Here is a 12,107-nt window from a genome sequence, read left to right on the forward strand (position 1 = left end):
TAAAGCGAAAGCTAAGGAAGCAGTGAGAACTGCCGCAGATGCAGCTAAGTCAGAAATTGACCAAGCCGCAGACCAAGCTACAGTTGAAGAAAAAGAAACAGCAGGAAAACAAGCTATTTCAGCTGTTGCGGAAGTTGGTAAAGAACAAGCTAAGTCAGAAATCGACAAGGCAGCCGCAGCTAAGGTTCAAGCGATTGAAGGCAACGCTAAACTTTCAGAAGCAGAAAAATCAGTAGCCAAAGCAGCAGCTAAGAAAGTCGCTGAAGATGCGAAGAAGGCTATTGAAGCATCTACAAGTCAAGCGGAAGTAGATTCAAACGTAACGAAAGGTACGGACTCTATCTCATCAGTTGCGGAAGTTGGAAAAGATCAGGCTAAGGCAGCAATAGATTCAGCCCTATCTGATAAGGAAACTGTAATTGATAGCAACGCTAAACTTTCAGAAGCAGAAAAATCAGCAGCTAAAGCAGAGGTTAAGAAAGCCGCAGATGAAGCTAAGAAAGCAATCGATGCAGCTACAACTCAAGCAGAAGTAGATAGAATTCTTCGTAATGACATTTACAAAGATGATGCAGCAATTAACGAAGTAGAATCATTTGACTTATCATCTCTATTAGTCAATGGATTTGTCTCTGTTACACAAGGAGAAACTTTAACAGATCAAGAAGTACTATCTAAAGTAAACTTACCGAAGGATGTAGAGGTTATTAAAGTTGAAAAACCTACAACATCAGCGTTAGGTAGACTAGTAGCTAAAGTAACACTTAAGTTATCAGATGGAAGTGTAGAAGAAATCAACGTACCTGTTGAAGTTGTTGCTCCACAAAATCATGGAAATGAAGGAAATGGAGCAAATAACGGCTCTACTAACACTGAAGCGAAAGTGAATAAAGCTAAGTTAGAAGCGGCTATCCATCAATTAGATGAATTTAAGTTTGATGCAGAAACTGCAAAAGAAGCGAATGCACTATCAGCAGATGCTAAGAAAGTATTTGCTAATGCAGACGCAAGCCAAGATGAAGTGGATGCAATGGTGAAACGTATCGAAGACTTCATGGCGAAAGTTGCTCCATCAACTGACCATACAAGCCCAGCTAAGGACCAAGCTACTCAAACACCAGCTGTGGCTCCAGCTACAACTCAAGCAGCAGCTAATGCTAGCCAAGAAGCAACAAATGCGCGTAAAGCAGCTAAAGAATTGCCAAATACAGGTACAGCAGATTCTACTGTAGCTATGGTAGCAGCTGCCGCAAGTGCATTACTTGGTCTTGGTCTTGCAGGCCGTCGTCGTAAAGAAGACGAAGAAGCTTAATTGGTAGATTGTTTGATAATTATCGAATAATAAATCCGATTTTCAAAGCTTAAACAAGTACCTCTCATAAGAAAATCTCCTAGCAGGAAAGTCTGCTAGGAGATTTTTGATACAGGTAAATTGATCAGTGAATCTAAATCCTAAATTTCATGAGGTAATGAGAGGTTTAGGTCAACTTGATTTCAAAATTTTTAGGTTTAGGAATAACTATTCATATAGAGGACAATAGTTGTTATTCGATAATTTTTTATGTTAAAGTAAATAGATGATATCTTTATTTTTGACCAATGAGAATACATAATATACTGATTCTTAGGGAAAAGCTATTTGAAAAAAGAACTTACTCAAGTAACAATTCAGGATCAAAAATAGACAGTTGAGGAGCGGAGGTGATAAATTGAGTTTTCTACTGTATAATGGATTTATCACTAATACTCTTCGAAAATCTCTTCAAACCACGTCAGCTTCGCCTTGCCGTATATATGTGACTGACTTCGTCAGTCTTATCTACAACCTCAAAACAGTGTTTTGAGCAACCTACGGCTAGCTTCCTAGTTTGCTCTTTGATTTTCATTGAGTATAAAAGTGCTCCAGGTCATATTTTACACAGCAATAGTCTTATAAAAATGGACAGAAACTATTGTAAAGGCTATCAAAAAGGAGTATAATGAGTGCAAGATATTTCGGAGGTTAAAGATGCTAGAAGTAAGAAGTCTAGAGAAAAGTTTTGGATCCAAGCAAGTTTTGTTTGGTATTGACTTTCAAGCGCGACCAGGTCGTATTTTGGGATTAGTCGGGAAAAACGGTGCTGGGAAGACAACAATTTTCCACAGTATTTTGAAGTTTTTAGAATACCAAGGAGAAATCAGTCTGGATGGTCAGGATATTCGTCAGGAGACCTATGCTCGGATTGGCTATCTGCCTGAAGAACGCAGTCTCATGCCTAAATTGACAGTCCTTGAACAAGTTCGTTACTTGGCGACTCTAAAAGGCATGGATGCCAAGGAGGTCAAGGAAAAACTCCCTCAATGGATGAAGAGGTTGGAAGTGAAAGGGAAGCTGACAGATAAAATTAAGAGTCTGTCAAAAGGAAATCAGCAGAAGATTCAGCTCATTATTACTCTGATTCATGAGCCAGACTTGATTATCTTGGATGAGCCTTTCAGTGGATTGGACCCAGTCAATACAGAATTGCTCAAACAAGTCATTTTTCAAGAAAAAGAACGTGGGGCAACCATTATCTTTTCTGATCATGTCATGACCAACGTCGAGGAGCTTTGTGACGATATTCTCATGATCCGAGATGGCCGTGTGGTCTTGCATGGACCAGTTCAGGATGTCCGAAATCAATACGGGAAAACGCGTCTCTTTGTTTCAAGTGAACGAAGCAAGGAAGAATTGGAAAATCTTCCTCATGTCAAGCAGGTGAGTTTGACCAAGCAAGGCAGTTGGAAATTGATTTTGGAGGATGAGAGCGCTGGAATGGAACTCTTCCTAATCTTGACTCAGGGGCAATATATCGCAACCTTTGACCAGCAAGCGCCAACAATCGATGAAATCTTTAAACTAGAATCAGGGGTGGAAGTATGAGAAATATGTGGGTTGTAATCAAGGAAACCTATCTTCGACATGTCAAATCGTGGAGTTTCTTCTTTATGGTGATTTCGCCGTTCCTCTTTTTAGGAATCTCTGTAGGAATTGCCTATCTCCAAGGTTCTTCAATGGCTAAAAATGATAAAGTGGCAGTGGTGACAACAGTGCCGTCTGTAGCAAAAGGACTGAAGAATGTAAATGGTATTAACTTTGACTATAAAGACGAAGCAAGTGCCAAAGAAGCGATTAAAGATGAAAAATTAAAAGGCTATTTGACCATTGATCAAGAAGATAGTGTTCTAAAGGCCGTTTATCATGGCGAAACATCGCTTGAAAATGGAATTAAATTTGAGGTTACAGGTACACTCAATGAACTGCAAAATCAGCTTAATCGTTCAACTGCTTCCTTGTCTCAAGAGCAGGAAAAACGCTTAGCGCAGACAGTTCAATTCACAGAAAAGATTGATGAAGCCAAGGAAAATAAAAAGTTTGTTCAAACAATTGCAGCAGGCGCCTTAGGATTCTTTCTTTATATGATTCTGATTACCTATGCGGGTGTGACGGCTCAGGAAGTTGCCAGTGAAAAAGGCACCAAAATTATGGAAGTCGTCTTTTCTAGCATAAGGGCAAGTCACTATTTCTATGCGCGGATGATGGCTCTATTTCTAGTGATTTTAACGCATATTGGGATTTATGTTGTAGGTGGTCTGGCTGCCATTCTGTTCTTTAAAGATTTGCCATTCTTGGCTCAGTCTGGTGTTTTAGATCACTTGGGAGATGCTTTCTCTCTAAATACCTTGCTCTTTATTTTGGTTAGTCTTTTCATGTACGTCGTCTTGGCAGCCTTTCTAGGTTCTATGGTTTCTCGTCCTGAGGACGCAGGAAAAGCCTTGTCGCCTTTGATGATTTTGATTATGGGTGGTTTTTTTGGAGTGACAGCTCTAGGTGCAGCTGGTGACAATCTTATCTTGAAGATTGGTTCTTATATTCCCTTTATTTCGACCTTCTTTATGCCATTTAGAAGCATTAATGGCTATGCAGGGGGAGTAGAAGCATGGATTTCACTTGCTATTACAGTGATTTTTGCAGTGGTAGCAACAGGATTTATCGGACGCATGTATGCCAGTCTCGTTCTGCAAACAGATGATTTAGGTATTTGGAAAACCTTTAAACGTGCCTTATCTTATAAATAGAAGAGCCTCGCGAAAGCGAGGTTTTTTAGAGATGAAAAGAGTGGAATTTAGAAAAATATTTTTCATATCTATTGACTTTTAGGGGTGAAATTTGGTATTATAGTAGGCGGTATTGTTTACCCCATTTGAAAGGCCCCGGAACCTTCCAAATACTTTTCGATGGGAAGGAACACCCATCACCGTAAACAAAAATCGAACTATATATAGGAGAAATCATGAACAAAACAACATTTATGGCTAAACCAGGCCAAGTTGAACGTAAATGGTACGTAGTTGACGCAACTGATGTACCACTTGGACGTCTTTCTGCAGTAGTTGCTAGCGTACTTCGCGGAAAAAACAAACCAACATTTACACCACACACTGATACAGGTGACTTTGTGATTGTTATCAATGCTGAAAAAGTTAAATTGACTGGTAAAAAAGCAACTGATAAAATCTACTACACTCACTCAAACCACCCAGGTGGATTGAAACAAATCTCTGCAGGTGAACTTCGTTCTAAAAATGCAGTACGTTTGATCGAGAAATCAGTTAAAGGTATGCTTCCACACAATACTCTTGGACGCGCTCAAGGTATGAAGTTGAAAGTATTTGTTGGAGCTGAGCACACTCACGCTGCACAACAACCAGAAGTTCTTGATATTTCAGGACTTATCTAAGGAAAGGAACAATAAAGTATGTCACAAGCACAATATGCAGGTACTGGACGTCGTAAAAACGCTGTTGCACGCGTTCGCCTTGTTCCAGGAACTGGTAAAATCACTGTTAACAAAAAAGATGTTGAAGAGTACATCCCACACGCTGACCTTCGTCTTGTAATCAACCAACCATTCGCAGTTACTTCAACTGCAGGTTCATACGACGTTTTCGTTAACGTTGTAGGTGGTGGATACGCTGGTCAATCAGGAGCTATCCGTCACGGTATCGCTCGTGCCCTTCTTCAAGTAGACCCAGACTTCCGCGATTCATTGAAACGCGCAGGACTTCTTACACGTGACTCACGTAAAGTTGAACGTAAGAAACCAGGTCTTAAGAAAGCTCGTAAAGCATCACAATTCTCAAAACGTTAATCAATACGATTATATCAACGTTTCAAAGCACTTTGCAAAGATTTTGCAAAGTGCTTTTTTGTCGATTTTTGAGCTAGAATAGCTTTGTGATAACCTTCTGATAACCTCTTCAAAATTTTAAAAATCATAATTTTATTTTGCTTTATTGAGATAATCTGCAAATTTGTCAATAGAGTTTTTCTCACCAGTTTTTGTGGTGTGAGTATAGACATCTAATGTCATCTGACTGCTTGCATGACCGAGACGTTTTGATGTATTAGAAGGATCGATTCCAATTTCAGACATAAGTGTTGCATGTGTATGTCTAAACCCATGTGGGCTAATTGGTTTTAATTTATGCTTTTTAATAATTCGATTCAGTACGTTATTAATGTAATCAGCATGCAAAGGTTCAATTTTGTCATTACTTGATATGTAATAGAACATATATTCGTTACTAATATTCAGCTTTGTAAGAGGAAACTGAGATTGTTCTTTCAGATAGAAATTTCTCCATTGCTTAATAATATCGATTGTCTCATCATCAAGATAGATTGTACGAACTGAAGATTCATTCTTTGTGCTCTTTTCAATCGCTTTACCGTCAATTCTTCCTAGACTTTTATCTATGTTTAATAGATTGCTGTCAAAGTTAATATCAGCCCATTTTAAAGCGTATAACTCCCCTTTTCGTAGTCCACTAAATGCAAGCAGTCTAAATAAAGCAAAATGTTTAAATGGCTCAGTTTCTTTCACTATATCAAGGAAATGATGTAATTCCTCCAGAGACCAAAAATTATCTGATCTAGTTTTTTTGATTTTAGGCATGATAACATTCTTCATTGGATTTCGATCAATGTAGTTCATGTTGATTGCAAAATCAAAAATTTTTGAGGTATAGGATTTTATCTGTTTGATATTTTTGAAAGTCTGAGATTTTTGTGTAATAAAGTTTTGACAGTCTAAAGGACTGATTTGGTCAATAAATTTATCGCCAAATATTGGTAGAATATGTATTCGATAGATATTCTTAGTTTGGGAAGAAGTTGTTTCTTCAACGGTACCAACATAGGCATTAAACCATTCTTGATAAAGTTCTTTATAAGTGACTTTGGGGTTAGGTTTGTCGGTACTTACTGTGGGGGCAACGACACCAGCTTCTAAACGAGCTTCGTACAATTTTGCCTCTTTTTTGGTTTTGAACCCTCTCTTTAAGTGCCTTTTTTTCTTTCCATAAGCATCTAAGCCAATGTAAAAGCTGACATAGTATAGGATTCCTTTTTTTGTTTTGTATTTGTGTATAGACATTTTTTCTCCGTATCTAAGTTTTCGGAGCTTATGTAATTGAGAAATGAGTGTCTATCTATTTTTTCTATCTTCTTGGCGGATAGCGTATTCGTCTGTTTTAATCCAGCTCTGCCAAACTTTAGAATCTTTATTTTGGTGATTCATATAATCTATAAACTCAGACATAAAACGTTTGTTTTTCTCAGCTAGGTATTCTGAGAATATATGACGAAATTCATCTGAAAAACTATCATCAAGTGGTAGTGTTAATGCCCTTTCGCCAAATTCGATACTCTTCTTTAACTTCTCCATATCGCTTTTAAAAGGTGTCACAGAACCAATTTTAGATGTTTTGAAACTATCTGTAACAATTTTAAGATTTGATGGAGCGTGTGGGTTGCTATCAAGTCCCATAATGTAAGCGACGGAAACATTAAAGTATTTTGCCAATTTTTCAGCATTATCTTTTTTAGGTTTGCGGATTCCTTGATTGTATCCAGAAAGTGTAGGATAGGCTATATTTGTAGCTTCGCTAATTTCTGTCAATTTTTTTCCGCTATTTTCTATCAGTTTAGTAATATGATTCGTCATAAGAACCTCCTTTTTATCATTATAACACATTTTATTCTTTTTGAATAAAAAAGCTTGACAAAAATTCAAAAAGGATATATAATTCAAAATGAATAACAAATTAAATGGTTTCGGAGCTTATTTAATTTAGAAATGAGGTGTGAATTTATGTCGGAAACTACTTTAGTTGTCCAGCTTCCTAAAGAATTAGAGAAGCAATTACGTGCTCACTATGATGAGATGATTTCAAATGCTGTAGCAAGAGTATTTGAAGATAAAGAACTTTATAAACCTATGGTTCGTATGTCAGGTTTATCTAGGTGGTTAGATGTATCTACGACAACAATCCAAAAATGGACGAAAGAAGGAATGCCAACCATGGTGATTGATGGAGTGACTTTATACGATAAAAGAGCAGTAACACGATGGTTGAAGCAATATGAAAGATAGGTACTCGTATGAATGGTGTTCAGTGGATCAAGATAACAACAGATATATTTGATGATGAAAAAATTCAGCTAATAGAATCAATGCCAGAAGGAGATACTCTTATTGTAATATGGTTTAAAATTCTGGTGCTTGCAGGAAAGCAAAATAATAGTGGCATATTAAGTCTAGGGAACAAGGTTTATTACACAGAAGAGATGCTTTCAACAGTGTTTAGGCGAAAGGCTACATCTGTAAAATTAGCTCTCAGCATGTTTGAAGAATTTGGCATGATAGAAATCATAGATGGCGCTATTACCATTCCAAAATGGGAGAAACATCAGAATATAGATGGACTAGAAAAGATTAGAAAACAAACTAGGGAACGTGTTGCTCGTCATAGACAAAAACAAAAAGCACTAATTACAGGCGAGCCACAACTCGTTTTAGACTGTAACGTTACAGTAACGGATGAAAATGATAATGTAACGCAAGAGATTAAGAACAAGAGTAAGAATAAGAAAGAGATTGAGAATATACTGGATAATAGTTCTAGAAAGCCTGAAACTTATATTCCACCCAAATATTATTCTTTGTTAGAATCCATTTCTTATAAGTACAATGATAGATTTTTGTATCCTAACAATTACACTTTAACACATGCTCAGAAGATGAAGATAGGCGAGTATTTGGCTAGTGGGTATGTAACTAGTGATGAAGTCATTAGCATGATTGAACGGATTCCTGAGGATGTGACGTCTCCTTTGGCGTATTTATTTAAGTCTATGGAGAATTTAAAGCAGGAACGTATGCTGGAGTGCAAAGCTATTGCCCATGAAAATGCCCGAAAGAAGTATATGATAAATGAGTAGATATAGGACTGTTCTAAAGAAATGTTACATCACTGAGGAGCAAAATGAAATAGTGAATAACTTGATTGAAATGACAAATCATCTAAGTTTTTCCTCTTATGCCAGAAAAATGTTATTTAAGAGCTCGCCTATTTATCTTCAATTTGATTTTGAATCTTATCATGACTTTATATTTCAAGTTAGAAGAATTATCAATAACTTACGTCAGTTAGAAAGAATAGCAGAACAAAGTGAGGATTTGGATAATGTAAGGATATTTCACTACTGCGTTGAGCTGATGATAGAATATGAAAAGAAGACAAGTAAACAAGTGAAAGAACTTGTAAAACGACTAAATAAGAAAACGAGGTGATAGGACCATGAGAATAAAATCTGTGTTGAAACAGGTTTTTTTGACGGAAGAAGAAAATAAAAAATTAAATGATTGTATGAGGAAGGAAAATATTCGTAATTTTTCTGAGTTTGCTAGACAAAAATTAATACGAACAGATTTGAACATCCAAAAAGTCTCTTTTGAAGGTTTAGTTCCTTTAACAGAAGAGTTGGAACAAGTCGGAAAGAATATCAATTCTATAGCCCGTCTTGCAACTGTAGTTGGGAGAATAAGCTATGAAAACAAAATGGATATGTCTATTTTGATGCAAAAAATAGTTGATGTGATGGAGGAAAAAGATGTTTATTTTCAAAAGTAATATGGATAAGGATTTTGATCAGATATGCGAATACATATTGAAATTAAAGCGAGCAGAATTATTTCTTCATGGAATTAAACAACAAGATAAAACGAAGGCTCGTTTGTATCATGCGATGCTGGAATACTATGATGCTAACCATAAAAAAGAAAGACATATGAGAATTTTAAAATAAGGAAACGCTGTTAAAAATTTTGCAGCGTTTTTTATATATCTTCTTAAAATATTTGTACACACAAATGACAGTCAAATTGATTTTTGGGATTATTTTATCGAGAAGGAAAGATTTCTCATAATATGACTTTGCGAGCTCAGAGTCTGTATACACACACTCCCAAAATCATCCCAAAATTTGTATACACAAAGTGTATGTACTTTTTGGGATGATTTGAATTTTGGGGAATCCCCAAACCCCTGATGAATTATACGAGCAAAAAAATTTGGGAGTAAGTTTTAGAAAGAACTATTCTACAGTATTTAAAATCTGACTTTAAGTAAATTTTTTATTATGTGACTATTAGCCTGTCTCACTCTGCTAGGTACGAGACAAAAAAATACCCGCTATGCGGGTGTGTACTGACCCCCAAAAGTTAGACAGAAAAAATCTAACTTTTGGGGTCAGTACAAAAGCGTTTTTATTGTATAAAGAATATCAAATAGTTTGAGGGTTTTACTTGTCGCTGTATTTCTTCACTATCCTTTTTGTAATACTCCTGCTTTGTTCCTGAAATATCTACAGTGAATACGTCATCCTTGAAGGTATAATTCTCTTTTCGGTTTATGATATTAGAGCCAGTCGGTTCGATTGTTGCACTGTCTTTATCAATTGTAAAGGTGTCGGCCTCTCCTTTGTTGCTATTTCCTTTGTTACCTGAAATGGTAAAGGCAACTTCATTTCTACTCTCGTTTATTCAACGGTATTCGCCATCTAAAGAATTGCTTGATTGGTTAGAACATGCAATTAATAAAATTGTAGATAGAGACACTAAAAGTAATGTGATAAATCTTTTCATTTACATACTTTTTATTTCTATATTATATTAAAGAAACATTACATAAGTAAGAAAGTAATTTTTTAGGTTGATCTCTTTCTTTCGGGAAAATCATTATGTTTCGGAAAGTCAAGATTTTGTTATTATTTATGATATACTGGTACCGTAATTATATCCTTACAGAGGTTAAGTAAGGGTTTCAGTACACGCCAATAGATGTCAAAATATTGATTTTAAGCGATTTTTGATTTTTGGAAACTCATTATATCGCACTACAAATCAATAAAAACTGTACCTTTTTTAGATAAATATATTATCTGGATATTGAAGTTAAGCCCTGCTGTCATTTCGATGGCAGGGCTTTTTAATATTTGGTACACTAACTTCTTATCTATATTTTGGTGGATTTTAAGTTGACATCTACAAAGTTTAATGTTAGAATACATTCAAAAATATATTTGAATGAGGTGTTTTATGATTCAAAATGTTGTTACTTCAATAATCCTGTATTCTGGGACAGCCGTAGACTTACTTATTATCCTAATGTTATTTTTTGCCAAAAGAAAAAGCAGAAAAGACATCATTAACATCTATTTAGGACAATTTCTAGGCTCTGTTAGTCTAATATTGCTAAGTTTGCTTTTTGCATTTGTCTTAAATTATATTCCTAGTAAAGAGATTTTAGGTTTACTCGGTTTGATTCCAATTTTCCTAGGTCTCAAAGTTTTGCTTTTAGGAGATTCTGATGGAGAAGCTATTGCCAAAGAAGGTTTGCGCAAAGATAATAAAAACCTGATATTTCTAGTCGCTATGATTACTTTTGCAAGTTGTGGTGCTGACAATATTGGTGTCTTTGTTCCATATTTTACTACCTTAAATTTAGCAAATTTGATAGTAGCTTTACTTACCTTTCTAGTCATGATTTATCTCTTGGTTTTTTCTGCCCAAAAATTGGCACAAGTCTCTTCTGTTGGAGAAATTTTGGAAAAATATAGCAGATGGTTTATTGCCGTTGTTTATTTAGGATTGGGGATATATATCCTGATTGAAAATAACAGTTTTGACATACTATGGACTATATTAGGCTAGGAGAAAATATTATGAAAAAAGATAGTATCTGCCAAGTGAATGTTATAAATCAGCAAAATATTACAACCGCAACGAACTACCTTGAAAAGGAAAAAGTCCAAAAATCACTTCGCATTTTAACAAAATTTACCGATAATAAACAGATAAATATCATCTTCTATCTTCTTGCTGTTGAAGAACTCTGTGTCTGTGATATAGCCTGTTTACTAAATCTCAGTATGGCATCTACTTCCCACCATCTTCGTAAACTAGCCAATCAAAACATCTTGGGCACTAGAAGAGAGGGGAAAATTATATATTATTTTATAAAAGATGAGGAAATCAGGGATTTTTTTAATCAACTAGGATAACAACTATTTTTACTACTTTTCCATGATTCTAGGGAGCTACTCTATGAAATTTCGGGTCTTCGGAATATATAGTGGAATTACTTTCTTAATAGTTTAAAAACAACTGGTGTTTAAATCGGATTTTCTGGTGGGATGTTAGGATAATCAATAGTATTATATAAAAGTATCAATCACATACGAGTGATACTTTTGGAAAAAAATAAAATAGTCCAATTTACTTGACCGTGTACTATGGTACATGGTTTATAATATTCAGGGGGTGAAATAAGATGATTTATCGCATTAGTGAGTTTGCAGATAAATGTGGAGTTAATAAAGAAACGATCAGATATTACGAGCGAAAAAATTTATTACAAGAACCTCACCGAACGGAAGCTGGTTATCGGATATATTCATATGATGACGTTAAGCGTGTTGGGCTTATTAAACGAATACAGGAACTTGGTTTCTCTTTAAGCGAGATTTATAAATTACTTGGTGTTGTAGATAAAGATGAAGTTCGTTGTCAAGATATGTTCGAATTTGTTTCTAAAAAACAAAAGGAAGTGCAAAAACAAATAGAGGATTTAAAACGAATTGAAACTATGTTAGACGACTTAAAACAACGATGTCCAGATGAAAAGCAATTATATTCGTGTCCAATAATAGAAACATTAACATGAGAGATTAATTAACGAAA

Annotated in this window: 15 protein-coding genes and 1 pseudogene; 12 read left to right on the forward strand and 4 right to left on the reverse strand. The window is 35.5% G+C overall.

Translation table 11 applies throughout. The features are described 5' to 3' along the window. The 5 genes from SMSK597_RS13695 to rpsI all read left to right on the forward strand — a co-directional run. The coding region (locus SMSK597_RS13695; protein ID WP_000574172.1) for a DUF1542 domain-containing protein at positions 1-1,312 on the forward strand (1,312 nt) is incomplete at its 5' end. Positions 1,313-2,008: 696 nt separating this feature from the next. After that, entirely contained in the window at positions 2,009-2,902 is an 894-nt protein-coding gene (locus tag SMSK597_RS04325; RefSeq protein WP_000895302.1) for an ABC transporter ATP-binding protein, read from the forward strand. Beyond that, the gene (locus tag SMSK597_RS04330; RefSeq protein ID WP_001245372.1) at positions 2,899-4,098 is read left to right on the forward strand and encodes an ABC transporter permease; all 1,200 of its coding nucleotides are present in this window, start codon (positions 2,899-2,901) and stop codon (positions 4,096-4,098) included. Before SMSK597_RS04325 ends, SMSK597_RS04330 begins: the two co-directional genes overlap by 4 nt. A gap of 215 nt (positions 4,099-4,313) precedes the next feature. Beyond that, positions 4,314-4,760, forward strand: a complete 447-nt coding sequence (gene rplM / locus SMSK597_RS04335; protein ID WP_001044624.1) for a 50S ribosomal protein L13 — start codon at positions 4,314-4,316, stop codon at positions 4,758-4,760. Between the two features lie 18 nt (positions 4,761-4,778). Next, entirely contained in the window at positions 4,779-5,171 is a 393-nt protein-coding gene (gene rpsI, locus SMSK597_RS04340) for a 30S ribosomal protein S9 (protein WP_000075964.1), read from the forward strand. A 132-nt stretch (positions 5,172-5,303) separates the two neighbouring features. Here the strand turns inward: rpsI and SMSK597_RS04345 are convergent, their stop codons facing one another. Both SMSK597_RS04345 and SMSK597_RS04350 read right to left on the reverse strand, forming a co-directional pair. Beyond that, positions 5,304-6,458, reverse strand: coding sequence for a site-specific integrase (locus SMSK597_RS04345; RefSeq protein ID WP_000022151.1), 1,155 nt, complete (start codon positions 6,456-6,458; stop codon positions 5,304-5,306). 51 nt (positions 6,459-6,509) lie between these two features. Beyond that, positions 6,510-7,028, reverse strand: coding sequence for a helix-turn-helix domain-containing protein (locus SMSK597_RS04350; RefSeq protein WP_000181350.1), 519 nt, complete (start codon positions 7,026-7,028; stop codon positions 6,510-6,512). A 147-nt stretch (positions 7,029-7,175) separates the two neighbouring features. Between SMSK597_RS04350 and SMSK597_RS04355 the strand changes: the two genes are divergently transcribed. The 4 genes from SMSK597_RS04355 (at position 7,176) to SMSK597_RS04370 (ending at position 9,172) form a co-directional block, all read left to right on the forward strand. After that, positions 7,176-7,457, forward strand: coding sequence for a hypothetical protein (locus tag SMSK597_RS04355; protein ID WP_000005472.1), 282 nt, complete (start codon positions 7,176-7,178; stop codon positions 7,455-7,457). Positions 7,458-7,465: 8 nt separating this feature from the next. Next, complete coding sequence (locus SMSK597_RS04360) at positions 7,466-8,305, forward strand: phage replisome organizer N-terminal domain-containing protein (RefSeq protein WP_001014728.1); 840 nt, start codon at positions 7,466-7,468, stop codon at positions 8,303-8,305. A 359-nt stretch (positions 8,306-8,664) separates the two neighbouring features. Then, positions 8,665-8,997 (forward strand): hypothetical protein, encoded by a 333-nt coding sequence (locus tag SMSK597_RS04365; RefSeq protein WP_001220782.1) that lies wholly within the window; start codon positions 8,665-8,667, stop codon positions 8,995-8,997. Further along, positions 8,978-9,172, forward strand: coding sequence for a hypothetical protein (locus SMSK597_RS04370; protein WP_000469564.1), 195 nt, complete (start codon positions 8,978-8,980; stop codon positions 9,170-9,172). The genes SMSK597_RS04365 and SMSK597_RS04370 overlap by 20 nt, the downstream gene beginning before the upstream one ends. Positions 9,173-9,632: 460 nt before the next feature. Here the strand turns inward: SMSK597_RS04370 and SMSK597_RS14075 are convergent. Continuing rightward, a pseudogene (locus tag SMSK597_RS14075) lies at positions 9,633-10,010 on the reverse strand (hypothetical protein). Between the two features lie 251 nt (positions 10,011-10,261). Then, a complete protein-coding gene (locus SMSK597_RS13705) occupies positions 10,262-10,435 on the reverse strand; it encodes a FanG protein (RefSeq protein ID WP_071788300.1) in 174 nt (57 codons plus the stop codon). A 28-nt stretch (positions 10,436-10,463) separates the two neighbouring features. Between SMSK597_RS13705 and SMSK597_RS04375 the strand changes: the two genes are divergently transcribed. The 3 genes from SMSK597_RS04375 (at position 10,464) to merR (ending at position 12,090) form a co-directional block, all read left to right on the forward strand. Continuing rightward, positions 10,464-11,078 carry a CadD family cadmium resistance transporter gene (locus SMSK597_RS04375; protein ID WP_000615750.1) on the forward strand — a complete coding sequence of 205 codons (615 nt, stop codon included), beginning with the start codon at positions 10,464-10,466 and terminating at the stop codon, positions 11,076-11,078. 11 nt (positions 11,079-11,089) lie between these two features. Next, positions 11,090-11,428 (forward strand): Cd(II)/Zn(II)-sensing metalloregulatory transcriptional regulator CadX, encoded by a 339-nt coding sequence (cadX, locus tag SMSK597_RS04380; RefSeq protein WP_000711088.1) that lies wholly within the window; start codon positions 11,090-11,092, stop codon positions 11,426-11,428. Between the two features lie 269 nt (positions 11,429-11,697). After that, positions 11,698-12,090, forward strand: coding sequence for an Hg(II)-responsive transcriptional regulator (merR, locus tag SMSK597_RS04385; protein WP_000640390.1), 393 nt, complete (start codon positions 11,698-11,700; stop codon positions 12,088-12,090). The last annotated feature ends 17 nt before the right edge of the window (positions 12,091-12,107 follow it).

The organism is Streptococcus mitis SK597 (genome assembly GCF_000148545.1).
GTDB lineage: Bacteria > Bacillota > Bacilli > Lactobacillales > Streptococcaceae > Streptococcus > Streptococcus mitis_C.

What these genes read in the sequence shown, in the direction of transcription:
- SMSK597_RS04325 (WP_000895302.1), top strand. Translation starts at nt 2,009, where the DNA reads ATGCTAGAAGTAAGAAGTCTAGAGAAAAGTTTTGGATCCAAGCAAGTT.
- SMSK597_RS04330 (WP_001245372.1), top strand. Translation starts at nt 2,899, where the DNA reads ATGAGAAATATGTGGGTTGTAATCAAGGAAACCTATCTTCGACATGTC.
- rplM (WP_001044624.1), top strand. Translation starts at nt 4,314, where the DNA reads ATGAACAAAACAACATTTATGGCTAAACCAGGCCAAGTTGAACGTAAA.
- rpsI (WP_000075964.1), top strand. Translation starts at nt 4,779, where the DNA reads ATGTCACAAGCACAATATGCAGGTACTGGACGTCGTAAAAACGCTGTT.
- SMSK597_RS04345 (WP_000022151.1), bottom strand. Translation starts at nt 6,458, where the DNA reads ATGTCTATACACAAATACAAAACAAAAAAAGGAATCCTATACTATGTC.
- SMSK597_RS04350 (WP_000181350.1), bottom strand. Translation starts at nt 7,028, where the DNA reads ATGACGAATCATATTACTAAACTGATAGAAAATAGCGGAAAAAAATTG.
- SMSK597_RS04355 (WP_000005472.1), top strand. Translation starts at nt 7,176, where the DNA reads ATGTCGGAAACTACTTTAGTTGTCCAGCTTCCTAAAGAATTAGAGAAG.
- SMSK597_RS04360 (WP_001014728.1), top strand. Translation starts at nt 7,466, where the DNA reads ATGAATGGTGTTCAGTGGATCAAGATAACAACAGATATATTTGATGAT.
- SMSK597_RS04365 (WP_001220782.1), top strand. Translation starts at nt 8,665, where the DNA reads ATGAGAATAAAATCTGTGTTGAAACAGGTTTTTTTGACGGAAGAAGAA.
- SMSK597_RS04370 (WP_000469564.1), top strand. Translation starts at nt 8,978, where the DNA reads ATGTTTATTTTCAAAAGTAATATGGATAAGGATTTTGATCAGATATGC.
- SMSK597_RS13705 (WP_071788300.1), bottom strand. Translation starts at nt 10,435, where the DNA reads ATGTATTCTAACATTAAACTTTGTAGATGTCAACTTAAAATCCACCAA.
- SMSK597_RS04375 (WP_000615750.1), top strand. Translation starts at nt 10,464, where the DNA reads ATGATTCAAAATGTTGTTACTTCAATAATCCTGTATTCTGGGACAGCC.
- cadX (WP_000711088.1), top strand. Translation starts at nt 11,090, where the DNA reads ATGAAAAAAGATAGTATCTGCCAAGTGAATGTTATAAATCAGCAAAAT.
- merR (WP_000640390.1), top strand. Translation starts at nt 11,698, where the DNA reads ATGATTTATCGCATTAGTGAGTTTGCAGATAAATGTGGAGTTAATAAA.